This is a genomic window from Streptomyces sp. NPDC053542 (assembly GCF_044544685.1).
In the GTDB taxonomy this organism is placed as follows: Bacteria; Actinomycetota; Actinomycetes; order Streptomycetales; family Streptomycetaceae; genus Streptomyces.
Window position 1 is genome coordinate 285,151 of the sequence record NZ_JBITXL010000002.1, and the last position, 26,106, is coordinate 311,256.

The window sequence follows — 26,106 nt, forward strand, 5'->3', positions numbered from 1 at the left end:
GAGTTCATCGCGCGGCCCCCGCATCCGTGAAGCGACTCATCGCACGAACCCCGCATCCTTGACGCGCACCAGGCCGTCGCCGTAGACCCGCACGCCCGCCACGTCCTTCCGGGCCACGACGTAGTTCTTCTGCCGGTAGAGGTAGATCAGCGCGTACTGGTCGCGTATACGGTCGGCGAGTTGCGCGTATACACGGGCCCGGTCGGCGGGGTCGGCCGTGGTGCGGCCCTCGGCGATCAACCGGTCGATCGCCGGGTCCGAGATGCCGTACGTGTTCATGGCGCCTGCCGTGCCGACGAAGGAGGCGATGTTGCCGTCCGGGTCGAGCCGTCCGGACCAGCCGCTGACGTACGCGTCGAACTGCCCGGTGTCGGTCTCCTCCAGGAGCGTCGCGTACTCCATGGGCCGCAGCCGCACGTCGAAGCCGGCCTCGCGGGCCATCGCCTGGATCACCTGGCCCAGCCGGCTGTCCTCGGGCGAGGTGGAGACCTTCAGCTCGATCGGCACCGGGAGCTCGACGCCCGCCTCCTTGAGCAGCTTCTTCGCGCGCGGCAGGTCGCGCTCCGGGCAGCCGGCGGCGCCCGGCGCGATGGCCGACTCCGGCGAGACGGGGCCGCAGGCCGGCTCGTACATGCCCTGGAAGACGACCCTGTTGATCAGCTTGCGGTCCAGGGCGAGCGCGAAGGCTTCCCGGACGCGCGGCTCGCGGGCGAGCACCGTGCGCAGCTTCCCGGGCTTCTCCCCCGTCCCGTGCACGTTGCCGATGTTGAAGCCGAGGCCCTGGTAGCCGAGCGAGGGCGAGTTGAAGAGCTGGAGCTGCGGCTCGGTGAGCGAGCTCCGCACCTCCACCGGGCCCATCTGGTCGCCTACTTGGACGTCCCCGGAGCGCAGGTTCGCGAGCCGGACGCTGCCGTCGGTGATCGTCTTGTAGACGACGCGGTCCAGGTGGACCTTGTCCGCGTCGTAGTACCGGGGGTCCTTGGCGAGCACGATCCGGTCGCCCGCGACGCGTTCGACGTACTTGAACGGGCCGACGCAGGACGGGTGGTTGGTGAAGTTCTTGCCGTACTTCGCGAGCGCGCGCGGGGACATGACCATGCCCGCGCGGTCGGCGAGCACGCCGGTGAGCGGGACGTATGGCGTCTTCAGTCGGATGCGTACGGTATACGGTCCGGCGGCCTCCGCCCGGACCAGCGGGCCGAGTTCGGTGGCGCGGGCCGATCCGGGGAGGGTGCGGTGGCGTTCCAGGGAGCGGGCGACGGCGGCCGCGTCGAGGCGGGTGCCGTCGCTGAACGTCACGCCGCGGCGGACCGGAACGGTCACGGTCCGGCCGCCGTCGGAGGTCTTCGGCAGGGCCGCCGCCAGCTGCGGCACGACCTTGCCCGCGCGGTCGGTGTCGTACAGCTTCTCGCACATCCCGGCGAAGACGGTGCGGCCGACGAGGGTCTGCGCGAGGGTCGGATCGAGCTTGTCGGGGTCGGACTTGAGGGCGACGGTGAGCGTGCCGCCGTCGCGTACGGGGCGTGGATCGGTCATCCGGACCCCGCCCACCTCGGTGGCGGCGGAGGTGAGCGACCCGCACCCCGCGGCGCTGATCACCAGCCCGACTGCCAACGGAACAGCGGCTCTTCGGCGCACGTGGCCCTACCTCCCGAACGATCAGCAAGAACGAGAACGCATCGCGAACGATCACCAGGAACGAATGCAGCAGACCGTATTTCGCATACAGACGACCGGCAAGAGTCCCACCCCCGATACCGGGGAAGATTCTGGTTACATCTAAATAACTGCGGGCGCTCGCGCGGGCCACCCACTCCTGACGGGCGCCCGCCGCGGGCCGCACACCCCGGCCACCCCGGCCACCCCGGCCACCCCGGCCACCCCGGCCACCCCGGCCACCCCGGCCACCCCGGCCACCCCGGCCACCGGACAACCATGCCCTGCGTACCCTGGCGGCATGAGCGGCACGGACAACCCCACTGTCGGCACGGACGACCCCACTGACGGCGAGGCCCGGCGCCCCCTCGTCGCGATCCTCAGCGGCGCCGGGATCTCCACCGACTCCGGCATCCCCGACTACCGCGGGCCGAACGGGGTATGGCGCCGCGACCCGGACGCCGAAAAGCTCGTCACGTACGCGTACTACATGAGCGATCCGGAGATCCGGCGCCGGTCCTGGCTGATGCGGCGGGACGGCCCGGCGCTCCGCGCGCGGCCGAACGCCGCGCACGAGGCCGTCACCCGCCTCGAACGCTCCGGCGTCCCCGTCCGCGTGATCACCCAGAACGTCGACGGGCTGCACCAGCTCGCCGGGATGCCCGGCCACAAGGTCCTGGAACTGCACGGCACCGCCCGTACCGCGGTGTGCACCGAATGCCGCGCCCGCACGCCGATGGCCGAGGCGCTGGCCCGGGTGACCGCGGGCGACCCGGACCCCGCGTGCCTCGACTGCGGCGGCATCATGAAATCCGCGACCGTCATGTTCGGCGAGAGCCTGGACCCCGAGGTACTGGGCGCCGCGATCACAGTGGCGAAGAACTGCGACGTCTTCCTCGCGGTCGGCACCAGCCTCTCCGTACAGCCCGCCGCCTCCCTCGCGGGGCTGGCCGCCGACCACGGCGCCCGCCTGATCATCGTGAACGCCGAGCCGACCCCGTACGACGCGCTCGCCGACGAGATCGTCCGCGACCCGATCGGCGAGGCCCTCCCCCGGCTGCTGGCCGGTTTGCACCCGTGACCGACGGGCTTGACCCCTTTTGCGGGGAATGACGGCCTCGGCGATACGGTTGACCGGGCGGCCGGCCGGTCCGGACGGCCGCGGAGACGTGGAGGGTGAGCGCCGTGCAGAGCAGGCATCACGGTGAGTACAAGGTGCCCGGCGGCAAGCTCGTCGTGGTCGATCTGGAGGTCGCGGAGGGCGTGCTGCGCCACGTCCGCGTCGCCGGGGACTTCTTCCTGGAGCCGGACGACGCGCTCCTCGACATCAACGCCGCCCTGGAGGGCGCGCCCGCCGACACCGGGACCCGGGGCCTGGCCGACCGCATCGAGGCCGCCCTGCCCGAGGGCGTCGCCATGATCGGCTTCACCGCGGAGTCGGTCGGGATCGCGGTCCGCCGGGCCGTCGCCCAGGCCACCGACTGGACCGACTACGACTGGCGGATCATCCACGAGCCGCCGCAGGCACCCGCGCTGCACATGGCGCTCGACGAGGTACTGACCACCGAGGTCGCCGAGGGCCGGCGCCCGCCGACGCTCCGCGTGTGGGAGTGGGACCGCCCCGCCGTGATCATCGGCAGCTTCCAGTCGCTGCGCAACGAGGTGGACCCGGCGGGCGCCGAGAAGCACGGCATCACGGTCGTCCGGCGGATCAGCGGCGGCGGCGCGATGTACGTCGAGCCCGGCAACACGATCACGTACTCGCTCTGCGTCCCCGAGTCCCTGGTCCACGGCCTCACCTTCGCCGAGAGCTACGCCTACCTCGACGACTGGGTGCTCGGGGCGCTCGGCGACATGGGCATCAACGCCTGGTACAAGCCGCTCAACGACATCGCGACGGACGCCGGGAAGATCGCCGGCGCGGCCCAGAAGCGCATCGTGGCGGGCTCCGGAGCCGTGCTCCACCACGTGACCATGTCGTACGACATCGACGCCGACAAGATGGTCGAGGTCCTCCGCATCGGCAAGGAGAAGCTCTCCGACAAGGGCACCACCAGCGCCAAGAAGCGCGTGGACCCGCTCCGCCGGCAGACCGGCCTCCCCCGTTCCGAGGTCATCACCCGCATGATCGCCTCCTTCCGCGCCCGCTACGGCGGCACGGACGGCACGATCACGGACGAGGAGTTCACCCGCGCCCGCGAACTGGCGACGACCAAGTTCAGCGACCCGGAGTGGACGGCACGGGTGCCGTAACTACCGCAGTTGGGCCCGCTCAGGAGACTTCGTCCGCCCAACTTCCCCGTAAAGCAACACACTCCGTTCCCTTCCGCGCAGACCTCATTACCCCGAAGAATGGGTTCGCGTTCCACGCGTTCCATTAGCCTCTCCCCGACACACCGGTCCCGGTCACCGTTCGCGGGCGGGAGAGCACTCCATGGGGGAGGAGTCCGTGGGTGAAGATCTGGGGTTCGAGAAGCTGCTCAGCGAGGAGGGCTTCTTCGCGCACCTGTTCGGACGGTCGCCGTCGGGCGCCGGACGCGAGCTGCTGTACGGCCCCGACCTTCCGGTCGTACTGCTCACCGGCGGCCCCGGCATGGGCAAGGGCCGGCTGCTGCGCGCGGTACGGGACCGGTTCGCCGCCAAGGTGCCGGTGATCTATCTGGACACCGGCTCGCCGGTCCACACGGACCGGGCCGAGCCGGAGCCGGGCGCCCGCTCGGACGCGACCGAGGCCCTGGCCGAGGTCGCCCGGCGGCTGTGCACCTGGCAGGGCACCGGCGGCTCGTTCGCGTTCCCCCGGCTCTTCGCGGGCCTCGCGGTGATCGCGACCGGTGCCGCCGAGGGCACCCCCGAGGCGGTCGCCACGGAGGTCGAACGGTACGAGGAGCTGCCCCAGCGGGGGCGCCTCCGCGGCCTGGGCGGCGGCGACTTCTGGCGGGGCGTGCTCCGCGGCAGCATCCGGAACCTGCTGACGACCCTGTCCGGGCAGGAGCTCGACCCGTACTCGGCGGCGGTGAGCAACGCGCTGCTGGACGCCCTCTTCGAGCGCCTGGCGCCGCGGGGCAGGGTGGAGCTGGAGCGCATCTACGGCGCGTATCCGGGCGCGGCCGGCCAGCCCAAGCACGGGCTGAGCAATCTCGCCGCCGACTTCCAGGCCGGCGGCGAGGCACGGGAGCTGGCCGAAGGGTTCCTCTTCCGGGCGCTGCGCGAGGACCTGGAAGCGGCGTACGCCTCGGTGGTCGGCAAGCTGAGCAGGGTCGGCCGGCCGGGGCTGCTGCTCGACCACGCGGTGTCGCCGCTGGGCGAGCGGCTGCTGCGTGCCGTGCTCACCGACCGCCGGAGCGGGCAGCGCGACCGCGTGGTCATCGTGGGCACGGCGCTCCGGGCGGACGGCGGCGCCTTCCTGCACGGCGGCCTGCCGCCCGAGGAGGTGGTGCCGCCGGCGGAGTTCCGGCCCGCCAACGGCGGCCCGCCCGCCTGGTCCCGGCGCACGGACGCAGGGCCCGACCGGGCGCCGCTGGCCGACGGAGTACTGCTGCTGCGCATGCCGTTCCTCACCGGGGACCAGCTGCGCCGGGAGACCGAGCGCCGGCAGACGCGCGCGGAGCCGGAGGGCGGCGCGAACCGCCGCCGCATCGACGCCGCCGTGGCGCGGCTGAGCGGCGGACGGCCGCACACGGTGCTCCGGCTCGCCGCCGCTGCCGCGTCTTTCCGGATGCCCGAGGACGCCAACGACCGGGACCTGCTGGCCGCCCCGCTGCTGCTCCCCGGCGACGGCACCACCGAGCGGCCGGTGACGGAAGTACTGCTCCAGGAGCTGATCCTGGACCAGCTGCCGGTGGGACTGCCGAGCGAACACCGCGACCAGTGGCTGGACCTGCTCACCCACCTGTCGGTGGCACACGACGAGGAGTGTGCTGACGTCCTGCTGAGACACCATCAGGCGGGGCGGGTACATCACCTGACGGTGCATCATGTGTCGCAGCTGCTCACCGACACCGGGTGGCCGAGCTGCGAGCGGCATTTCATCGGGGACTTCGGGCTGCGCCAGATGCTGGTGCACCGGCTGTACGGGCTGCGCCCCGGCGCGGCCGCCTGGTATGCCGACCATCACCTGCTGCGGGACCATTACGCGCTGCGCGCGGCGGCGGGCGAGGAGTCGCGCGGCGGCGCCTTCCGCTCGGTCACGGCGCACCGGATGAACCACCACCTCGTCTCCGGTGGCGCGGACGACGTGGCCCGCCATCTGGCCGCCACGCTGCCCGGGCGCCCCGAGGAGTGGTGCGCGGAGCTGCTGGAGATCGCCCAGGCGCCGTATCCGGGCAGCGCGGACGCCCGGCGGGAGCGCGCCCAGGGCCTGGTGGCGGTGGACGGACCGGCGCTGCGCCGCACCGTCGACCAGCTGCTGCACGCGGTGTGGCTGTGCGAGGAGCGGACCAGGCCGACCGGGAAGGAGACGGCCCGCACGCTGGCCAAGCTGCTGGAACTTCTCTCGATCATGGAGTTCGACGGCGCGGGACAGCTCAGCAGGACGGCGACCTACTGGAGCGGCCTGGCGGCGAACGAGCAACCGCTGCTGCGCTGCACCTGCACGGAGCAGCTGGGGCGAAGGAGATAACGGGGATGCCCATCTGGAAGAAGATCCTCTACGCGCTGCTGGGCGCGGGTGCGCTGGCCGGGTGCGTGTGGCTCGCGGTGTACGTCACCCACAAGCTGGACACCTGTACCGAGGGAGTCGAGCGGGTCGGCGACGAGTGCATCGGCGTCAGCGGTGCGGGCTACGACTTCGGGACGCCGGAGATCCGCGACGTGTCCCGGGCCATCGCGGCCCAGAACAAGAAGATCGACGGCCAGCCGCACGTCACGGTGGCGGTGATGCTGCCGCTCCAGTCGGACCGGGCGGCGCTGCGCCGGCAGATGCGCAGCGACCTCCAGGGCGCGTACCTGGGGCAGCGGCAGGCCAACGAGGGCGAGGGGGAGCCGCCGAAGATCCGGCTGGTGCTGGCCAACCCCGGACGCGATTACAAGCAGCAGGAGCAGGTGGTGGACACCCTGCTGCGGATGGCCGACTCGCCCACGGACCGGCTGCGCGCCGTCACGGGCTTCAACCTCAGCCTCGGTGACACCGAGAGGGCCGTCAAACGGCTGACGGCGCACAAGGTCCCGGTACTCGCCTCGCGGATCAGCGGGGACCGGATCGCGAACGAGGACCGGACGGACGGCACGGCGAAGCTGCGGTTCCCGGGCCTCGCGCGGATCATCCCCACCAACCACGACGCGGCCCAGGCGCTGGCCAACTTCAACGGCGAGCGGGGCCGGGAGAACCGCCGGACCGTACTGGTCTACGACCAGCGCAAGGACGGCTACAGCGAGTCGCTGGCGCGGGCGTTCAGCGGGATAAAGGAGAAGGGCCCGGCCGGCCCCGCCGCGATGCCCTTCGAGTCCCCGGCCATCGACGAGGCGGGATCGACCGGCAACCAGTTCGCGCAGACGGCCAACAACATCTGCGATTCCGGCGCCGACACCGTGTACTTCGCGGGCCGCACGCTGCACCTGCGGATCTTCGCCCTCAAGCTCGCCCAGGTGGACTGCGAGAACCGGCACTACACCATCGTCAGCGGCTCCGACGCCGCCTCGCTGCGGCAGGACATGACGGAGCAGAACTGGGCGCAGCTGCGCGGCGCCGACGGCAGGCCGAAGGTGACGGTGCAGTACGCGGCGCCCGCGCATCCGGACGCCTGGCGCACCGAGCTGGCCGAATGGCACCGCAAGTGGGCGGCGGACCACAAGCGCAAGCCCACCGCCGAGGAGCTCCCCCAGTACCTCACCGAGCCCCTGGCGGCCCTGGACACCCTGAAGAAGCGGATCGAGAGCACGCGCGCCGAGGGCGTACGGCTCGGCGCCGAACCGGATCTGCAGGACTCCCGGACGATGCTGGTGTACGACGGCCTCCTCACCATCGGCAAGGCGCTGCACCAGGCGCAGAAGGGCGGCGCCGAGGCGGTGCCCAGCCGCGAGGACGTCGGCAGGCAGTGGTCGCTGCTCCAGTCCCGGCACCGCATAAGGGGCACGAGCGGCCTGATCTGCCTGACCAGCGGCGGCAACGCGTACGACAAGCCGGCCGCGGTGGTCCAGCTGGACCCGGGCCAGGAGGGCCTGGGCCAGCTGAAGTTCGTCGGCCTGGGCTGGCCCACCGGCCAGGAACAGCCCAAGAACTGCGTGATTCCCAGCAGCGCTCCTTAGCGCGTGTCCGAGAGGTTCCCGCGGCGGCGGGCCATCAGCGCCGTGTACAGCACCAGTGACGCGCCGAGGCCCACCGCCCAGCCGTAGTCCGCGAGTGGTTTGAGGACGGGGATCAGTCCATCAGCCGGGAACGGGCCCTTCCCCGGAGCCGAGTAGGAGCCGCCGACCGCGAGGAGGCCGCCCACGGCGAAGGCGAGGACGGCCCGCCAGTTCCAGCCGGCCGTGTACCAGTAGCGGCCGCCCGGGCGGTAGAGGTCGGCGAGGTCGAGGACGGTGCGGCGGATGATCCAGTAATCCGCGATGAGGATGCCGGCGACGGTGCCGAGGAGGCCGCCGACCACCCCGAGCCAGGTGAAGATGTACAGCTCGGGCGTGGCGGTGAGCTTCCACGGCAGGACGAGGACGCCGATCACGCCGGTGATCAGCGCGCCACTGCGGAAGGTGAGGAAGCGCGGGGCGAGGTTGGCCAGGTCGTAGGCCGGGGAGACCACGTTGGCCGCGATGTTCACGCTGATCGTCGCGATGAGGACCGTGACCAGCGCGAAGAGCAGACCGAAGACGTTGTCGGCCTTCCCGGCCAGCGCGACCGGGTCCCAGATGGGTACGCCGTACACCGCCTGGGAGCCGGAGGTCACCAGGACGGAGAGCAGTGCGAAGGCCGTCATGGTGGTGGGCAGGCCGAGCGTCTGCCCCCAGACCTGGGCGCGCTGCCCGGCACCGAAACGCGTGAAGTCCGGGATGTTGAGGGAAAGCGTCGCCCAAAAACCGATCATGCCCATCAGGGACGGGAAGAAGACCGGCCAGAAGTCGGCGCCCCAGCCCAGCTTGCTCGGCTGGTCCAGGAGCGGGCCGAGGCCGCCCGCTTTCGCCGCGATCCAGGCGAGCAGGGCCACGGCGCCGATCAGGACGAAGGGCGCCGCCCAGTTCTCGAAGCGGCGCAGGGTCTCCATGCCGCGCGCGATGATGGCCAGTTCGAGCGCCCAGAAGACGCCGAAGCAGAGCCAGAGGGTCCAGGGATACCCGGCGACGGGCGTGGCCTTCTCCCACCCCCCGCCGAAGATCTTGCCGAGCAGGATGTAGATGCCCTGGCCGCCGATCCAGGTCTGGATGCCGAACCAGCAGCAGGCTACGGCGGCCCGCACCAGCGCCGGGAGGTTGGCTCCGCGCAGTCCGAAGGACGCGCGGGCGAGCACCGGGAACGGTATGCCGTACTTGGGTCCGGCATGTCCCGTGAGCAGCATCGGCAGCAGCACGATGACGTTGGCCAGAGCAATGGTGAAGACGGCCTGTCTCCAGTCCATGCCCAGCGCGACGAGGCCGGAGGCCAGCGTCCAGGAGGGGATGTTGTGGGCCATGCCGACCCAGAGCGCGGCGAAGTTGTAGGTGGTCCAGTGCCGGTCGGCGGCGGGCACGGGGCGCAGGTCGGCGTTGGCGAAGCGGCCGTCGGCCGGTATCGCGTCCGGTGGCAGCTCGACCCTGCCGCCCGGGTCCGGCCGCCCCTCACCCCGGCTGTCCGCCGGCACCGTGGGCGTGTTCACTCCCCCGCCAGCGTCGGGATGATGTGCTCGCCGTACGCGTCGATCGTCGTCTCCTTCGCGTCGTGCATCGCGTACACGGCGAACTGGTCGACGCCCAGGGCGCGCAGCGCGCGAAGCTTCTTGAGGTGCGCCTCGGGCGGGCCGAGGAGGCAGAAACGGTCCACGATCTCATCCGGCACGAAGGCGGTGTCGGGATTGTCGGCCCGTCCGTGGTGCGCGTAGTCGTAGCCCTCACGCGTCTTGATGTACGCGGTCAGCTCCTCGGGGACCATGCCGGAGTGCTCGCCGTACCGGCTCACCAGATCCGCGACGTGGTTGCCGACCATGCCGCCGAACCACCGGCACTGCTCGCGGGCGTGTGCCAGGTCGTCGCCGACGTACGCGGGCGCCGCCACGCAGATGGTCAGCGCGTCCGGATCGCGCCCGGCCTCCGTGGCCGCCTGCCGTACCGCCCGGACCATCCACTCGGTCAGGAAGGGGTCGGCGAGCTGGAGGATGAAGCCGTCGGCGAGCCGGCCGGCCATGGCCAGTGCCTTGGGCCCGTACGCGGCCATCCAGACGGGCAGCTTCCCGTCGCGGACCCACGGCAGCCGCAGCGGCTTGCCGTCCACGACGGCCTCGCGGCCCTCGGCGAGGTCGCGGATGACGGGGATGGCCTGGCCGAGGCGGGCGAGGGTGTTCGGGCGGCGGCCGGCGACCCGCATCGCCGAGTCGCCGCGGCCGATGCCGCAGACCGTGCGGTTGCCGTACATCTCGTTCAGGGTGGCGAAGGTGGAGGCGGTGACCTCCCAGGTGCGGGTGCCGGGGTTGGTGACCATGGGGCCGACGATCAGCCGCTCGGTGTGTTCGAGGATGCGGCCGTGGATGACGAAGGGCTCCTGCCAGAGCACGGCGGAGTCGAAGGTCCAGCCGTAGCGGAAACCCTGCCGTTCGGCGCGGCGCATGAGCCCGACCACGGCCGAGCCGGGCGGGTCGGTCTGCAGGACGACTCCGAAGTCCATCGCTTCAACTCCCTGGTGTAGAGCCGGTGATGACTGACTGACGTCCCGGGTGAGGGTTTCGCGCCCGAGCCCGCCCGAGCCCGCGTGCGGTCAGGAGAGGTACTGAGAGGTGGCCCGCGGCACGTACTGGCCGTGGCCCGCGCGCCCGGTGAACTCCCGGCGGTCGATGACCACTTCGCCGCGGGAGAGGACAGTCTCCACCTGCCCGGTCACCCGCCGCCCCTCGTACGCGGAGTAGTCCACGTTCATGTGGTGGGTTTCGGCCGACATGACCTGCTCGGCGTGCGGGTCGTAGATGACGATGTCGGCGTCGGCACCGGGCGTGATCGTGCCCTTCTTCGGATACAGCCCGAACATCCGGGCCGGCGCGGCACACGCGATCTCGATCCAGCGACGACGGCTGATGTGCCCGTCCAGCACGGCCTGGTGGAGCAGGTCCATGCGGGTCTCGACGCCGGGCATGCCGTTCGGGATCTTCGAGAAGTCGCCGCGGCCGAGCTCTTTCTGGCCGCGGAAACAGAAGGGGCAGTGGTCGGTGGAGACGACCTGGAGGTCATTGGTGCGCAGCCCGCGCCAGAGCGCCGCCTGGTGCTCGCGCGGCCGCAACGGCGTACTGCAGACGTATTTGGCGCCCTCGAAATCGGGCTCGGCGAGATTGTCGGTCGAAAGGAAGAGGTACTGCGGACAGGTCTCACCGAACACGGGCAGTCCTTTGTCGCGGGCCTGCGTCAGTTCCGCGACGGCTTCCTCGGCGGACACATGCACGACGTAGAGCGGCGCGCCCGCGACCCTGGCGAGCTGGATCGTACGGTGGGTGGCCTCGGCCTCCAGCAGCGCGCGCCGTACCTCGCCGTGGTACCGCGGATCGGTCCGCCCCTCGGCCAGCGCCTGCTCGACGAGCACGTCGATGGCGATGCCGTTCTCCGCGTGCATCATCACCAGCCCGCCATTTCCGGCGGCCCGCTGCATGGCACGCAGAATCTGCCCGTCGTCGCTGTAGAACACCCCTGGATAGGCCGTGAACAATTTGAAGGAGGTCACCCCCTCCCCCACCAAAAGGTCCATTTCCTTGAGGGTGTGCTCGTTCACGTCGGAGAGGATCATGTGGAATGCGTAGTCGACGGCGCACTGGGCGTCGGATTTCGCGTGCCACTGGTCGAGGCCGTCGCGCAGTGATTTTCCGCGGGACTGCACGGCGAAGTCGATGATGGTGGTCGTGCCGCCCCAGGCCGCCGCCTGGGTGCCGGTCGCGAAGGTGTCGGAGGAGGCGGTCCCGCCGAACGGGAAGTCCATGTGCGTGTGCGCGTCGACGCCGCCCGGGATGACGTACTTGCCGGTGGCGTCGATGACCCGGTCGGCCGATTCCGACCAGCCGAGGGCGTATTCCGGGCCGTGCGCGGCCAGTGCGACCACCCGGCCGCCCTCGACCAGGACATCGGCATGGATCTCGTCGGCAGCGGTGATGACCAGCCCGCCGCGGATGACCGTACGACTCACAGTCCTGCTCCTTCCGCCGACCCTGACGCCGCGTCACGGCCGTTCTACACACGTAGAGTGCGACCGGATTCACAGACGGTAGAAGCATGACACCCGGGCGGGCAATACCGGCGCCACCGTCCCGGTGGAACGAGTGCGCCACTCCGCGGCCTCTCCCCTTTCGGCCGTTACGCAGGGTGAGTGACGAGTGCGCAGTGTCACCACCTTCGCCTCGGAGTGCATCGGGGGCGATATGCCGCAAAGATAGAGGAACACATGAGGCGCGAGGAGGCGGCATGGACAAGCAATCGCGGCCCGAGCCCGAGGATCTCACCACTCCGGACCGCAGCCTGCACAGCGGTCCGTCGGCCGACGCCACCCCCGAGGACCTGGTGATGGCCACCGGGCGTGACCTGACGCCCAAGAATCTGGAGTGGGCACGCCGCAAACTGGCCGCCGAGGGGCAGGCGGCAGTGGAGAAGATCCTGCCCTGAGAGCCGTGACGGCCCGCCGGGTGTGGCGCCGGCGGGCCGTCCGCGTGCTTGCCGGCCGACGGCCGTCCGCGTGTGTCGGGCGGCCGCCGTCCGCGTGCGCCGGGGAGGCCGCCGTCCGCGTGCGTCAGCCGACGGGCTCGGGCCGCGGGACCCGCAGGGCGGAGGTGCCGAGGCCGGTGGGGACCGGCGGACGCCACCCGCCGGCCGCTTCCGAGCCGCCCGGCCGCTCCGGCTGCCCCGGCTGTCCCGGCCGCTCCGGCTGCTCCGGCTGATCGGACCGCTCCAGCTGCTCCGGCCTGTGGTGCCGGATGAGGTCCGGCTCCTTGTAGCGGCGGCAGTCGTAGTGCCACTTGAGGATGCCGGACATCCAGTCGCGCAGCTCGGCGATGTAGGTGTCGAGCCCCTTTCTGGCGTCGGCGTCCAGGGCGAAGTCGGCGTAGAGGACCGGGAGTTCGTTCGCCACGATGTGCTCGAACTGGTCCAGCCTGCTGTTCATGAGGTCGTCGACGATGTGCAGCGCGGTCGGGTAGTCGACGTCGAAGAAGTTCTGTACGACGAGGATCGCGTTGTGCACCTCGCCCTCGTACTCGATCTCCTTCTGGTACGAGAAGACGTCGTTGAGCAGGCAGGCGTAGTCGATGACGGCGTTCTCCAGGGCCCGCCACGGCCCGCTCTCGTAGATCTCGGCGGGGACGGTGTTGCCGTGGCTGATGCGGGACAGGGTCAGCGTCATGTCGGAGCCGAAGGTGTGCCGCCGCATCTCGATGTAGTCGACCGGGTCGGGGATGCGGTTCTGCACCATGTTGTCCAGCTCCCAGAGCCAGCTCCTGGTCATCACCCGCACGGCATCCCGGAAGCGGCGGCGGCTCTCCGCGCTCATCGGGCCCGCCGTGCGCTGCCACAGGTCGGCCAGGCCCCGCTCCAGCGCGTGGGTGGCGGGCGGGGGCGGGGCGAGGTCCAGCGGCATGCAGGCCGCCAGCCGCTCGTCCATCGCCTTGGCCCCGGCCAGGTCGCCGCGGCGGCCGAAGACCACGGGGTAGTAGTCGTCGCCGTACGTGCCCCAGGCGAGCCACGCGGAGCTGAGGTCGAGCTCCTCCAGGGTGGCGTCCGGGTCCAGGCCGGCGGCGCACAGCGGCAGGTCGTAGTCGAGGATCTTCTCCTCGGTCCAGACGCCCGAGCCGGGGATGCCGGGCTGCTCCTCCAGGATGCCCATCCGGCGGGCCCACTCGACGACGTTCTTCCGGGAGGTGTCCAGGTGCGGGCAGAGCGTGCCGGGCAGCGGCTGCTTGAAGTCCGGCAGCCGCGAGGGGCCGACCTTCCGGAACGGTACGTGCGTGAAGGTGCGGGCGCGCGCTGCCTCGGCGCGCGCCGTGGTCGGCGCCGTCGGCACGACATCCAGCGCGGCCAGGCCCAGGGCGCCCAGCGGCAGCGAGAAGAAGCGCCGCGGGGCCTCGGGGGCCGTGCCCTCCCCCGCGCCGTTCATGTACCGGCTGGAGACCATGTGCCATTCCTGGCCGCCGGACTGCCAGTCCTGCAGGCCCTTGACGTACTTGAGGACCCTGGCCTGCTCGTCCGGCGCGAGCGCGTACTCGGCGAAGAGCGGCTGCAGTTCGGTGAGCGTGGTGTGTTCGAACTGGTGGAGGCGCGAGGTCAGCAGGTCGTTGACCGCGTCGGCGGCCTCCTGGGTCGAGCAGTCCAGGAACCGCTCCAGGACGAGGATGCCGTTGCTCAGCTCGCCCTCGTCCTCGACCTCGCGCTGGTAGGAGAAGATGTCGTTGCGCAGGTGCACGGCGTCGGAGAAGGCGTCGCGCAGCACCCGCAGCGGCCGGGAGGCGGCGATCCGGTCGGGGACCTCGGCCCCGGCCGCGTACTCGATCAGCCCGGCCGACCAGGGCGCGCCGCCGACCTTGCGGCGCATCTCGATGTACTCCACCGGATTCGCCACCCGGTGGGCATTGATGTTCGACAGCTCCCAGAGGGATTCGTTGAGCAGGTTGACCGTGCTCTCGGAGAAGCGCTCGCGCCATCCCGGGGACATCGCGGGGACCGTGCGGGTCCACAGGTCGGCGAGGCCGGCCTCGACCGGGTTGGTCGGCTCGGGCATCCCCTGCGCGAGGTCCATCGGCATGAAGGCGGGCAGCCGGTCGAGGTACGCCTTGCCGCCCTCGCGGTCGCCGGAGCGCTTGAAGATCTCCAGGAAGTGGTCGTCGAAGAAGAAGACCCAGACGTACCAGTCGGTGACCAGGGCGAGGTCCTCGGCGGAGCAGTCGGGGTGGGTGTAGGCGCAGAGCAGTGCGTAATCGTGTGCGTCGAGGTCCCGCTGCTCCCAGATGCCGGACCCCTCGAGCATGTTCATCTCGCGCGCCCATTGTCTGCTGTGCGTGCGGGCCGCTTCGAGGTGTGGGTTCAGGCGTGCCGGATACGGCGTGTAGAAATCCGGCAGTTGGAAGGGCTGTGTCACGGTCCCCGGCCTTTCTCGACGGTGCCGGGGGGCGGCAACGCGGGCACCCTTCCGGATGCCCGCGCCCCCCGGCGTGCGTCCCGTGACTACCCAGCCGGTGGACCGAAAAGCGGGATAGCGGAGGAGTCACTCGGACGAGTGATCGAAACGCGGCCGTGCCGGGTTGCGGTTCAGCGCACGTTGATCGCGGCCCAGGCGGCGTTCACGGCCTGGTACTCGGCGCTGGAGGCACCGTAGAGGTCGCTCGCCGCCGAGAGCGTGGCGGTGCGGGCGGCCGCGTAGTTGGTCGTGGACGTCATGTACGTGGTGAGCGCCCGGTACCAGATCTTCTCGACCTTGGCGCGGCCGATCCCGCTGACGGCCTTGCCGTCGTAGGTCGGGCTGTTGTAGCTCACGCCGTTGATGGTCTTGGCGCCGCTGCCCTCGGAGAGCAGGTAGTACCAGTGGTTGGCCGGGCCCGAGGAGTAGTGGACGTCGATCCGGCCCAGGTCCTTGGACCAGTAGTCGCGCGAGGCGCCGTCCTTGCTGGGCTTGTCCATGTAACGCAGCGGGCTGCCGTCACCGTTGATGTCGATCTTCTCGCCGATGAGGTAGTCGCCGGAGTCGTTGCTGTTGTTGGCGTACCACTCGACCGAGGTGCCGAAGATGTCGGAGGTGGCCTCGTTCAGGCCACCGGACTCGCCGCTGTAGCGCAGCCCCGCGGTGTTGGAGGTGACGCCGTGGCTCATTTCGTGTGCCGCCACGTCCAGCGACGTCAGCGGGTTGGCGTTGCCCGCGCCGTCCCCGTAGGTCATGCAGAAGCAGCTGTCGGACCAGAAGGCGTTGACGTACGCGTTGCCGTAGTGGACGCGCGAGTACGAGGCGACGCCGTCGTTCTTGATGCCGGAGCGGCCCAGCACGTTCTTGTAGAAGTCCCAGGTGGTGGCGGCGCCGTAGTGCGCGTCGACACCGGCGGACTGGCGGCCGCCGCCCCAGACGTCGTCGGCGTCGTTGAAGAGCGTGCCGGTGCCCGTCGTGCCCTGGTTCAGGTCGTACGTCTTGTGGCCGCCGCGGGCGCCGTCCTTCAGGTCGAAGGTGGAGCCGTTGGGCGTGGTACCGAGGGTGACCGTGCCGTTGTAGTCACCGGTGCCGGTGCCGGTCTCGATGCGCTCGTCGGCGAAGAGCTGCTTGCCGGTGGCCGCGTCGGTGACGACGTGCAGTTCGCTGGGGGTGCCGTCCTTCTGGACGCCCTTGACGACCGTCTCGTAGGCGAGGACCGGCTTGCCGGTGGCCGCCCAGATCACCTTGCGCGGGGCCTGCGCGTCGGTCTTCGTGTTCTTCTCGGCCGCGGAGGTCTTCAGCGCGCTCTTCTCGGCGCCGGTCGCGGGCAGTTCGGCCGTGGTGGTCGGCACGGCTATTCGTGCCTTGACGGCCTTGGTGACCTTGCGGTCGCCGTTCTTCTTCTCGTGCACGACGAGGTCGCCGCCGAGGACCGGCAGGCCGTCGTAGGTCCGCTCGTAACGGGTGTGCACCGTGCCGTCGGCGTCCTTGATGACGTCCCGGGCGACCAGCTTCTCCTTGCCGCCGAGGCCGATGGCGCGGGCGGTGGCGGCGGCGCCGGACTGGGCGTCCTGTACGGCCGCGGCGCGCTGGCCCGGCGACAGGGCGACAGCGCCCGTCTGCTGGCCGCTCTGAGCGCCGGCCGGGGCGCTCTGCACGCCGAGCACGACCGTGGCCGCCGAAGCGACCAGGGCAGCGGCACGGAGGGCGGACTTACGTCTGGGGGCAGAGCCTCTCACTCGATCTCCTTGGTACGGGGCCGCGGGTGGCGGCCCGGCGAGGGGGGTGGACGGCCATGGGTAGCGGCCGCCCGCTCATGCGAGTCGTACGGAGTGGTGCGGGTGGTACGAGGCGGTGCATGGTCCGTGCGCACACACGGAACCAGACCCTCCTGTTGTGAAGCAGCAGTTGGGACGGAGAGAGCGTGCCACTTCCTGACCGTTTCCGACAGATCAGCAACGAGAATTTGACCGCCCGTTATCCGTACAGCGATCACCGCTTCGCGATCACCTGCTCCGCAGACGCTGCCCCGTGGGCGAGTCCGGACGGTCCAGAAGGCCCCTCGGCACGCCGCTGAACAGGACCTCGCCGCCGTGCCTGCCGCCCTCCGGGCCGAGGTCGAGCACCCAGTCCGCATGCCGGACGACATCCATGTTGTGCTCGATGACCAGCACGGTGTTCCCGGCGTCGACCAGCCGGTCCAGCAGCGCCAGCAGCCCGTCCACATCCGCCATGTGCAGCCCGGTCGTCGGCTCGTCCAGGACGTACACGCCGCCGGTGCCGTCCAGGTGCGTGGCGAGCTTGAGGCGCTGCCGCTCGCCGCCCGAGAGGGAGGAGACCGCGCGGCCGAGCGGCAGGTACCCGAGGCCCACGTCGTTCATGGCGGCCAGCGGGGCACGCATCGCCGGCTCCCCGGCCAGGAAGTCCCGGGCCTCCTCGGCCGTCAGGTCCAGCACGTCGGCGACCGACCTGCCCCGCACGGTCATCGCCAGTACGTCCTCGTGGAAGCGCCGCCCGCGGCACGTTTCACAGGTCCGGGTGACCGGGTCCATGAACGCCAGGTCGGTACGGATCTCGCCGCGGCCGCCGCATGTCCCGCACGCGCCCGCGGAGTTGAAGCTGAACAGGCCGGGCGCGACGCCGTGCGTACGGGCGAAGAGCCTGCGCAGCGGGTCCATCAGGCCCAGGTACGTGGCCGGGGTGGAGCGCGATGAGGCCCCGATGGCGCCCTGGCCGACCACGACCGCCTCCGGGTACCGCGCCGGGAGCGCCTCGGTGGCCAGCGTGCTCTTGCCCGAGCCCGCCACCCCCGTGACGGCCGTCAGCACGCCCGTGGGCACGGAGACGGAGACATTCTTCAGGTTGTGCAGCGTCACGCCCTCGAGGGGCAGCAGTCCCGCGGGCTTCCGGACCGCGTCCTTGAAGCGGGCCGGGCGGCGCAGCGCACGGCCGGTCGGGGTGTCCGCCCTCTTGAGCCCCTCGACCGTGCCCTCGTACACCACCCGGCCGCCGTGCGTGCCCGCTCCGGGGCCCATGTCGACGACGTGGTCGGCGACGGCGATGACGTCCGGGTCGTGCTCGACCACCAGGACCGTGTTGCCGTGGTCCCGCAGCCGCAGCAGGAGGGCGTTGAGCCGCGCGACGTCCCTCGGGTGCAGCCCGATGCTCGGCTCGTCGAAGACGTACGTCATGCCGGTCAGGCTGGAGCCCAGGTGGCGGACGGTCTTCAGGCGCTGGCCCTCGCCGCCCGAGAGGGTGGCGGTCTCCCGGTCCAGGCTCAGGTAGCCGAGGCCGATGCCGACGACGCGCTCCAGGGAGGCCACGGCGCGCGCGGCGACCGGCCCGCCCACCGGGTCGTCGATGCCTTTCAGCACGGTGATCAGCTCGTCGGCCTCCAGGGCCGTCATCTCCGCCAGGGTCAGCCCCGCCAGCTGGGTCTTGCGGGCGGCCGCGGCCAGCCGCGCGCCCCCGCACTCGGGGCACACGTCCTCGCGTACGAAGCGGCGCACGGCGTCCCGCAGCCGCTCGCTCAGCCCCGAGACGTCGCGGTTGACATACTGCCGGTGGAAGCCCACCACCAGCCCCTCGTAGGAGTTGTCGTTACGGGCGCGGGCCCGCCGCACCTTGCGCCCCGTGTCGTCGTACAGCAGCAGCTCCCGCTCCGCTTCGGTGTACTCGGCGAGCGGCTTGTCCGGGTCGAAGAGGCCGGTCTCGGCGAACAGCTGCCACCAGGCGCTGCCCACGCCGACCATCGGCAGCCGGATCGCCCCCTCGTTCAACGACTTGGTGTGATCCAGGGCCCGTTCGAGGTCGAGGCGCACCACCTTGCCCAGCCCGTCGCACTCCGGGCACATCCCCGCCGGATCGTTGAACGAGTACGCGGATGCCTCCCCCGCGCTCGGCGTGCCGCAGCGCGAGTACAGCACCCGCAGCATGGGGTGGATGTCGGTCATGGTGCCGACCGTGGAGCGGGCGTTGCCGCCGACCGGGCGCTGGTCCACCACGATCGCCGGGGAGAGCCGCTCGATGGTGTCCGCCTTCGGACGCTCGTGTTTCGGCAGGCGGTTGCGCACGTACCAGTCGAACGTCTCGCCGAGCTGCCGCTGCGACTCCACGGCGATCGTGCCGAAGACCAGCGAGGACTTGCCGGAGCCGGAGACGCCGGTGAAGACGGTGAGCCGGCCGCGGGGGATCTCCAGCGTGACGTCCTTCAGGTTGTGCTCGCGGGCCCCGGTGATGCGGATGCTGTCTGTCGCCATGCCCCGCACGGTAGGAAAGAAGCAGGACAGTATGTGTCCTGCTTCGCTGCCATTCTGGAGGGCGTGACCGCGCATGAGTGACACCCCGGCCCGGCTGCTGGAACTGCTCTCCCTGCTGCAGACCGGGCGCGAGCACACCGGGCCCGAACTGGCCGGCCGGCTCGGCGTCTCCGAGCGGACCGTCCGCCGGGACATCGGCCGGCTGCGCGAGCTGGGGTATCCGGTCGACGCGACGATCGGCGCCGTCGGGGGCTACCGGCTCGCTGCCGGTACGGCCATGCCGCCGCTGCTCCTGGAGGACGACGAGGCGGTGGCCATCGCCATCGGGCTGCACGCGGCGGCGGGCGGCGGGGTGACCGGCGTGGCGGAGACCTCGGTCCGCGCCCTGGCCAAGCTGGAGCAGGTACTGCCCGACCGGCTGCGCCGCCGCGTCGCCGCCCTCCAGGAGGCCACCGACCCGCTGTACGGACTGCTCACCGGCGGCGGCACCGCGCCCACCACGGACCCCGCCGTACTGGGCGTACTGGCCGCCGCGTGCCGCCGCCGGGAGCGGCTGCGCTTCACGTACGCGGCGCGCGACGGCGCCCCCGGGCGGCGGCACGCCGAGCCGTACCGCCTGGTGAGCGCCGACCGCCGCTGGTATCTGGTCGCGTACGACCTGGACCGCGCGGACTGGCGGACGTTCCGCGCCGACCGGGTGCGCGAGCCGCTGGCCACCGGGGCGCGGTCCGCCGAGCGCACGCTGCCCGCCGAGGACGCGGCCGCCTACGTCGCCGAGTCGGTCACCGGCCACCGTGCCCGGCACCGCGCGGTGGTCGTCCTGCACACCTCGGCCGAGGACGCCGCGCGGCGCGTGCCCCCGGGCAGCGGGGTGCTGGAGCCGCTGCCCGACGGCCGCTGCCGCCTGCTGACCGGCGGCGACGCGCTGGACTGGCTGGCCGTTCGACTGGCCCTGCTGGACGTCGAGTTCGAGGTCCAGGAGCCGCCCGAGCTGATCGCGTACCTGCGGAAGCTGGGCGGCCGGATGGTGGCCGCCGCGGCGGGCGGCCACCCCTGACCGTGCGGGCGGTCTACCAGATCGCGTCGACCCACTCCGGGTGGTCGATGAACGGGTTCCGGTTGTGCTGGTACTTGTCGAAGATGACCTGGTTGCGGTTCTTCTCGAAGTCGTCCGGCGGGTCCTGCTCACTCCACGTCTTCAGGACGCTGAGCCGGCCGATCGCGGGCGCCGAGCCGTTGTCGACCTGGTCGTTGGGCTCCAGGTCGGCGAAGCCGTCGTCCCCGTCGTAGCGCACGGCCATGTAGAGGATCATGCGGGCCACGTCGCCCTTGACCGCGTCGCGGGGCTCGAAGGAGTCGCCGTCGGTGTAGTTGCCGGGCGCCTCGCCGACCTCGCTGCCGCCGTTGTCGAAGTCCTTGTTGCCGCGGGTGCTGTTGACCGAGACGTCGGTGGGGCGGAGGTGATGGACGTCGGTGCCGGGCCCGGCCGAGGTGCCGAAGTCGCCGTGCGACTTGGCCCAGACGTGCTCACGGTTCCACTGGTCGGGGTCGCCGCCGTTGTCGTCCTTGCTCTGCGAGCGGCCGGTGTAGAGCAGGATGACGTTCGAGGAGTTCTTCGGGTCCTGGTCGGTGACCTTCAGGGCGTCCCAGACCTGGTCGTAGCTGAGCTTGCTGACGCCCGAGCTGATGATCGTGTGCAGCGCGGACTTGAGCTCGGGGCCGGTCTTGCCGAGCGCGTCCTTGTAGTAGGTGTCGTCGTACGTGGTGGTGTCGTACGCGGTGGCGGTGCCGGAGTGCGGGACGGGCTCGGGGGCCGCGGTGGCCGGTACCTGGACGGCCAGGCCGAGCAGCGCGGTACCGGCGAGTGCCGTGACGATTCTGCGCCGAGCGGTGGTACGGGATATGTCCACGAGTGGTGTCCTCTCCCCCATGCGCATGGGCGGGCCCGCGAGGTGCGTGTGGGGGCGCGGGCCGCTGCCGGCCGGCGGGTCACCGGCCGCAGGCAGCGTGCCATCCGGGCCCGCCGCGGGTCCAGCAGTCAATCACCTTGAAATCTCCGCGAGTTGCGGGAACTCCTGCGAGAGCAGCACGCACACCAGCGAGACCAGTACCGCCGCCACGATCACCCCGAGGCAGCCGAACACGTCCCGCAGCGTGCTCGCGAGCGGGCCGAGGCGGACACGGAGCGGATGATCACGCAGCGGACGGTCGCGGAGGGCACGGTCGCGGAGCGCATGATCGTGCAGCCGGTGCGGACGGCTGCCCGGGGACACACTGGACATGCCTCAGTGTCGCCGGACCCCGCCGCGCCGCCGCTCGTTTTCGGCTCGGCCACGACGGGGCACGGAGTGCCGCGACCAGGGGGTATGACCCGGCTTCTCACATGTTGATCATGTGTCCCGCGAGCCCGTGCACGGCCTCCTTGACGGCCTCGCCGAGGGTCGGGTGTGCGTGGACGTTGCGGGCCACTTCGTGGACCGTCAGGTCCCACTGCTGCGCGAGCGTCAACTCCGGCAGGAGTTCGGTCACTTCGGGCCCGATGAGGTGAGCGCCGAGCAGTTCGCCGTACCGCGCGTCGCTGAGGATCTTCACGAAGCCGACGCTGTCGCCGAGGCCGTGCGCCTTGCCGTTCGCGGTGAACGGGAACTTCGCGACCTGGACGTCGAAGCCCTGCTCACGGGCCTGTGCCTCGGTCCACCCGAAGCTGGCGATCTGCGGCTGGCAGTACGTCGCGCGCGGGATCATGACGTAGTCCAGCTCCATGGTCTCCGCGTCCGCGATCGTCTCCGCGGCGACGATGCCCATGGACTCGGCGGCGTGCGCGAGCATCAGCTTCGCCGTCACGTCACCGATGGCGAAGAGGTGCGGGACGCTCGTACGGCAGCGGCCGTCGACGTCGATGGCGCCGCGCTCGGTGAGCTTCACGCCGGTGTTCTCCAGGCCATAGCCCTCGACCCGCGGCTGGAAGCCGATCGCCTGCAGGACCTTCTCCGCCTCCAGCGTCTGCCGCTGCCCGCCGGTGGTGACGTGCACCTTCACGGTGCCGCTGCCGTCGTCGTCGATGCCCTCGACGCGGGTGGAGGTGAGCAGGTTGATACCCAGGCGCTTGTACCGCTTGGCCAGTTCGGCGGAGACCTCGGCGTCCTCCAGCGGCACCAGCCGGTCCAGGAACTCCACGATCGTGACGTCCACGCCGTAGTTGCGCAGCACGTACGCGAACTCCACGCCGATCGCACCGGCGCCCGCGATGATGATGCTGCGCGGCAGCTCGTCGCTGAGGATCTGCTCCTCGTACGTGACCACCCGCTCGCTCAGGGAGGTGCCCGGCAGCAGCTTCGTGGTCGCGCCGGCGGCGATGATGCAGTTCGTGAAGGTGACCGTCTCCGAGCCGCCGCCTGCGAGCGCGACCTGCAGGGTGTTCGGGTCGGTGAAGGTGCCGCGGCCCTCGTACTGGGTGATCTTGTTCTTCTTCATGAGGTAGTGCACGCCCTTGACGCGCCCGTCCGCGACCTTGCGGCTGCGGGTGAAGGCGGCGCCGTAGTCGAACGTGACCTCGCCGCTCGCCTGGATGCCGAAGGTCTTGGCCTCCTGCGTGAACAGATGCGCCAGCTCGGCGTTGCGCAGCAGGGCCTTGGAGGGGATGCAGCCCACGTTCAGGCAGACCCCGCCCCAGTACTTCTCCTCGATGATCGCCACACTGCGGCCGAGCTGGGCCGCGCGGATCGCGGCGACGTAGCCACCGGGGCCCGCGCCGAGGACGACGACGTCAAAGTGTGCACTCATACCGGCAGCGTAGGTCGGCACCAGCCACCCGCGCAGGGCGTTGGGGAGAGGTCACGTAGGCCATTCGGCGCACCGCGTCCGGAAAGGGGGAAGCCCCGGCCAGACGGGGGAAGCCGGCCGGGGCTGGTGTGTGGGGCGCGGCCGCGGATGCCGCGGGGGCGCCGGAGGGTGAGGTCGGCGGCGGTGCGTCGCCGTCCCTCACTTCCTTTGAATAGTAAACCATCGTTCGCGCGAGCGGCGAACCGGGGCCCGGAGGTGGCACCCGGGGCCGGGCAGCGGGCCGCGCCGGGCCGTACGGGGCCGACGTGCGGCGCCGCGGGGCCGCCGTGATCGGCTTGATCCTTCCGCCTGGGGCGTGCGCCGGTGGCCCTCCGGGTGCCCGCTCCGGGAGCCCGTACGCCCATGAGCGCCGGTCTCCCCCTGTGGGACGGGTGTTCACTCCGTCACAGCGGGTCGGCAAACGGGTTCTCGATGGTTGGGGCGTGGGCGAGCGGGAATGACCGCTCCCGTCGGCAGGCCGTGTGGATCGCACCGGCCACGGTGGAGGGGTCGACGCGTGGACCGTATACCCTCCGCCACCGTCAGAGGAGGGAGTGAGACCCATGCACGCGAACAGGAACCGCGCCGCGCGCGTCGAGTACGCGTTGCCGCGCGAGGTCGCGTCGGCCCGCTGGGCCAGGAGGTTGACCAGCGGCTTCCTCGGCCATCCGGAGATGCCCGACGGAGTGTCCGGACGGGTGGACGAAGCGGTACTCATCGTGTCCGAGCTGGTCACGAACGCGGTGCGGCACGGCAACAGCCGCTGCCGGCTCCGCCTCAGTGCCGCGGCGAGCGGCGTCACCATCGAGGTGCACGACGACAGCCCGCGCACCCCCACCGTCCAGCCCCTCACCGAGGAGGCGACCGGCGGCCGGGGCATGGCCATCGTGGGACTGCTGTCCCGGCAGTTCGACATCACCGCGGACCGCGGCGGCGGCAAGACCGTACGGGCGGTCCTCGCGGGCACGTGAAGAGCCGAGGACAGCGCATCGGCCGACGCGCCGCAGGGCGCACCACCGGGGCCCGGACCCCGCCCCGTCTTCTGTCCCTTCCCGAGCCGCCGCTCAGCCGGCCTTCCGGCGTGACGCGGTCTTCTTCGCCGGGGTCTTCTTCGCCGTCGCGGTCTTCTTCGCGGCGGTGCTCTTCTTTGCGGGAGCGGCCTTCTTGGCGGTGCTCTTCTTCGCGGGGGCGGTCTTCCCGGCCGCGGCCTTCTTCCCCGCCGATCCCGCCGATCCGGCCGATCCGGCAGACCCTGCCGATCCGGTCGCCTTCGCCGCCGTTCCCGTCGTCTTCGCCGCGGACTTCCCCCGCAGCCGTGTGACGGAGGCCGAAGTGCCGCCCTCCTCCTCGTCCGCGCCACCGCGCCCCTCCTGAGCCGCCCGGACACTGTCCTCCAGGGCCGCCATCAGGTCGATGACCTTGCCACCGCGCCGCGGGCCCTCCGAAGGCACGGCCGGCTCGCCGCCCTCCAGCTTCGCGGTGACCAGCTCCTCGACGGCGTCCCGGTAGTCGTCGTGCAGCTCGCCCTGGTCCAGCTCGCCGAGCGAGTCCATCAGGGTCTCGGCGAGGGTGAGTTCGTTGTCCCGGATCTGGACGTTCTCCTTGGGCGCGAGGCCGGCCGGGGAGCGGATCTGGTCCGGCCACAGCAGCGCGTGCATCACGATCGCGTCGTCGTGCACCCGCAGCATGGCCAGCGTCTCGCGGTTGCGCAGCGCGACCTTGCCGATGGCCACCTTCTGGTGGTGCACCAGCGCGTCCCGCAGCAGGACGTACGGCTTGGCGGCGGACGGGCCGTTCGCGCCGAGGTAGTACGCCTTGTCCATCTGCAGCGGGTCGATGTCGGAGGCGTCGACGAACGCGAGGATGGTCAGCGTCTTGGCGGTGGGCAGCGGCAGCTGGGCCAGGTCGGCGTCGGTGAGCGGGACGATCATGTCGGAGGCGGCCTGGTACCCCTTGCCGATCTCCTCCTGGGGCACCTCCTCGCCGTCCAGCTCGCACACCTTGCGGTAGCGGATGCGGCCGCCGTCCTTCTCGTGGATCTGGACGAAGGAGACCGCCGCGGCGCTGTCCGTCGCGCTGTACATCTTCACCGGGATGCTGACCAGGCCGAAGGAGATCGACCCGTTCCAGATGGATCTCATGCGTGCGTCCCTTGGCTGTCGACCGTCATGCCATTTAGACCGTTATGTCGTGATTCGTGCGACTCTCAGGGTATGCCGATCACCGAGATCGAGGGACGCCGGCTGACGGTCACCCGCCTGGACAAGGTGCTCTACCCGGCCACTGGGACCACGAAGGGCGAGGTGCTGCACTACTACGCGCAGACCGCGGGCGCGCTGCTCGCCCACCTCTACGACCGCCCGGTCTCCTTCCTGCGCTACCCGGACGGCCCGGACGGCGAGACGTTCTTCACCAAGAACGTGCCTCCCGGTACGCCCGCCTGGGTGAAGACCGTCGATCTGACCCGCCGGAGCGGCAAGACCGGCCGCCAGGTGGTGCTCCAGGACACCGCGTCCCTGATGTGGGCGGCCAACCTCGTGGTCGAGCTGCACACCCCGCAGTGGCGCATCGACGACCCCGGCATCGCCGACCGGATGGTCTGGGACCTGGACCCCGGCGCACCGGCCACCATCGTCGACTGCTGCGCGGTCGCCGGATGGCTGCGCGAGCGGCTGACGGCGGACGGCCTGAACGTGTACGCCAAGACCTCCGGCTCCAAGGGGCTGCATCTGCTCGTGCCGATCGAGCCCACGCCGTCGGACGACGTCACCGCGTACGCCAAGGGCATCGCGGTGGAGGCGGAGCACGAGCTGCCCGAGCAGGTGGTCCACCGGATGACCAAGGCGCTGCGACCCGGCAAGGTCTTCCTCGACTTCAGCCAGAACAGCGCGGCGAAGACCACGGCCACGCCGTACACCGTGCGCGCCCGTGCCGAGCCGACCGTCTCCACGCCGGTGACCTGGGACGAGATCGACGCCTGCACCGACCCCGCCGACCTGCACTTCCTCATCGATGACATCGCGGAGCGCCGCGAGCGGTACGGCGACCTGCTCGGCCCGCTGATCAACCTCAACCGCGCGAAGCGGCTGCCGCGCCCGAAACGCCGGGGCTGAGGCG

The 26,106-nt window shown here is 71.2% G+C and carries 19 protein-coding genes; 8 read left to right on the top strand and 11 right to left on the bottom strand.

The annotated features are described in order from the left end of the window. Positions 1–36: 36 nt before the first annotated feature. Complete coding sequence (locus tag ACIGXO_RS05540) at positions 37–1,614, bottom strand: ABC transporter substrate-binding protein (protein ID WP_399780674.1); 1,578 nt, start codon at positions 1,612–1,614, stop codon at positions 37–39. A 343-nt stretch (positions 1,615–1,957) separates the two neighbouring features. Between ACIGXO_RS05540 and ACIGXO_RS05545 the strand changes: the two genes are divergently transcribed. The 4 genes from ACIGXO_RS05545 to ACIGXO_RS05560 all read left to right on the top strand — a co-directional run bounded on the left by ACIGXO_RS05545 (position 1,958) and on the right by ACIGXO_RS05560 (position 7,899). After that, the gene (locus ACIGXO_RS05545) at positions 1,958–2,737 is read left to right on the top strand and encodes an SIR2 family NAD-dependent protein deacylase (RefSeq protein ID WP_399780677.1); all 780 of its coding nucleotides are present in this window, start codon (positions 1,958–1,960) and stop codon (positions 2,735–2,737) included. A gap of 104 nt (positions 2,738–2,841) precedes the next feature. Continuing rightward, positions 2,842–3,909, top strand: a complete 1,068-nt coding sequence (locus ACIGXO_RS05550; RefSeq protein WP_399780680.1) for a biotin/lipoate A/B protein ligase family protein — start codon at positions 2,842–2,844, stop codon at positions 3,907–3,909. Between the two features lie 196 nt (positions 3,910–4,105). Beyond that, positions 4,106–6,274, top strand: a complete 2,169-nt coding sequence (locus ACIGXO_RS05555; RefSeq protein ID WP_399780683.1) for a hypothetical protein — start codon at positions 4,106–4,108, stop codon at positions 6,272–6,274. Between the two features lie 5 nt (positions 6,275–6,279). Beyond that, a complete protein-coding gene (locus ACIGXO_RS05560) occupies positions 6,280–7,899 on the top strand; it encodes an ABC transporter substrate-binding protein (protein ID WP_399780686.1) in 1,620 nt (539 codons plus the stop codon). On the opposite strand, the gene ACIGXO_RS05565 is transcribed toward ACIGXO_RS05560, so the two are convergent. The 3 genes from ACIGXO_RS05565 to hydA form a co-directional block, all read right to left on the bottom strand. Beyond that, entirely contained in the window at positions 7,896–9,437 is a 1,542-nt protein-coding gene (locus ACIGXO_RS05565; RefSeq protein WP_399780689.1) for an NCS1 family nucleobase:cation symporter-1, read from the bottom strand. The genes ACIGXO_RS05560 and ACIGXO_RS05565 overlap by 4 nt on opposite strands. Beyond that, positions 9,434–10,438 carry a TIGR03842 family LLM class F420-dependent oxidoreductase gene (locus ACIGXO_RS05570; RefSeq protein ID WP_399780692.1) on the bottom strand — a complete coding sequence of 335 codons (1,005 nt, stop codon included), beginning with the start codon at positions 10,436–10,438 and terminating at the stop codon, positions 9,434–9,436. The genes ACIGXO_RS05565 and ACIGXO_RS05570 overlap by 4 nt, the downstream gene beginning before the upstream one ends. 90 nt (positions 10,439–10,528) lie before the next feature. Further along, entirely contained in the window at positions 10,529–11,935 is a 1,407-nt protein-coding gene (gene hydA / locus ACIGXO_RS05575; protein WP_399780694.1) for a dihydropyrimidinase, read from the bottom strand. A gap of 275 nt (positions 11,936–12,210) precedes the next feature. Here hydA and ACIGXO_RS05580 point away from each other — a divergent pair, with 275 nt between their 5' ends. Continuing rightward, positions 12,211–12,408 carry a hypothetical protein gene (locus ACIGXO_RS05580; protein WP_030252762.1) on the top strand — a complete coding sequence of 66 codons (198 nt, stop codon included), beginning with the start codon at positions 12,211–12,213 and terminating at the stop codon, positions 12,406–12,408. Between the two features lie 124 nt (positions 12,409–12,532). Here ACIGXO_RS05580 and ACIGXO_RS05585 read toward each other — a convergent pair whose 3' ends face one another. The 3 genes from ACIGXO_RS05585 to ACIGXO_RS05595 form a co-directional block, all read right to left on the bottom strand. Beyond that, positions 12,533–14,869: a germacradienol/geosmin synthase gene (locus ACIGXO_RS05585; protein WP_399780697.1), complete on the bottom strand. Its 2,337-nt coding sequence runs from the start codon at positions 14,867–14,869 to the stop codon at positions 12,533–12,535. 170 nt (positions 14,870–15,039) lie between these two features. Next, on the bottom strand, positions 15,040–16,647 hold the full coding sequence (locus ACIGXO_RS05590) for a M4 family metallopeptidase (RefSeq protein ID WP_399780700.1): 1,608 nt from the start codon (positions 16,645–16,647) through the stop codon (positions 15,040–15,042). 267 nt (positions 16,648–16,914) lie between these two features. Continuing rightward, the gene (locus tag ACIGXO_RS05595) at positions 16,915–19,167 is read right to left on the bottom strand and encodes an excinuclease ABC subunit UvrA (RefSeq protein WP_399780703.1); all 2,253 of its coding nucleotides are present in this window, start codon (positions 19,165–19,167) and stop codon (positions 16,915–16,917) included. A 73-nt stretch (positions 19,168–19,240) separates the two neighbouring features. On the opposite strand from ACIGXO_RS05595, the gene ACIGXO_RS05600 reads away from it, so the two are divergent. Continuing rightward, positions 19,241–20,224: a helix-turn-helix transcriptional regulator gene (locus ACIGXO_RS05600; RefSeq protein WP_399780706.1), complete on the top strand. Its 984-nt coding sequence runs from the start codon at positions 19,241–19,243 to the stop codon at positions 20,222–20,224. A 13-nt stretch (positions 20,225–20,237) separates the two neighbouring features. Here ACIGXO_RS05600 and ACIGXO_RS05605 read toward each other — a convergent pair whose 3' ends face one another. From ACIGXO_RS05605 to lpdA, 3 genes are all read right to left on the bottom strand, one after another. Continuing rightward, positions 20,238–21,077, bottom strand: coding sequence for an endonuclease I family protein (locus tag ACIGXO_RS05605; protein WP_399780708.1), 840 nt, complete (start codon positions 21,075–21,077; stop codon positions 20,238–20,240). Positions 21,078–21,209: 132 nt separating this feature from the next. Then, the gene (locus ACIGXO_RS05610) at positions 21,210–21,449 is read right to left on the bottom strand and encodes a hypothetical protein (protein WP_399780711.1); all 240 of its coding nucleotides are present in this window, start codon (positions 21,447–21,449) and stop codon (positions 21,210–21,212) included. A gap of 97 nt (positions 21,450–21,546) precedes the next feature. After that, a complete protein-coding gene (gene lpdA, locus ACIGXO_RS05615) occupies positions 21,547–22,950 on the bottom strand; it encodes a dihydrolipoyl dehydrogenase (RefSeq protein ID WP_399780714.1) in 1,404 nt (467 codons plus the stop codon). A gap of 602 nt (positions 22,951–23,552) precedes the next feature. On the opposite strand from lpdA, the gene ACIGXO_RS05620 reads away from it, so the two are divergent. Then, positions 23,553–23,960, top strand: coding sequence for an ATP-binding protein (locus tag ACIGXO_RS05620; protein WP_399780717.1), 408 nt, complete (start codon positions 23,553–23,555; stop codon positions 23,958–23,960). A 93-nt stretch (positions 23,961–24,053) separates the two neighbouring features. Here the strand turns inward: ACIGXO_RS05620 and ACIGXO_RS05625 are convergent, their stop codons facing one another. Continuing rightward, positions 24,054–25,130, bottom strand: a complete 1,077-nt coding sequence (locus ACIGXO_RS05625; protein ID WP_399780720.1) for a Ku protein — start codon at positions 25,128–25,130, stop codon at positions 24,054–24,056. Positions 25,131–25,202: 72 nt separating this feature from the next. Between ACIGXO_RS05625 and ligD the strand changes: the two genes are divergently transcribed. Beyond that, on the top strand, positions 25,203–26,102 hold the full coding sequence (gene ligD / locus ACIGXO_RS05630) for a non-homologous end-joining DNA ligase (protein WP_399780723.1): 900 nt from the start codon (positions 25,203–25,205) through the stop codon (positions 26,100–26,102). Positions 26,103–26,106 lie beyond the last annotated feature (4 nt).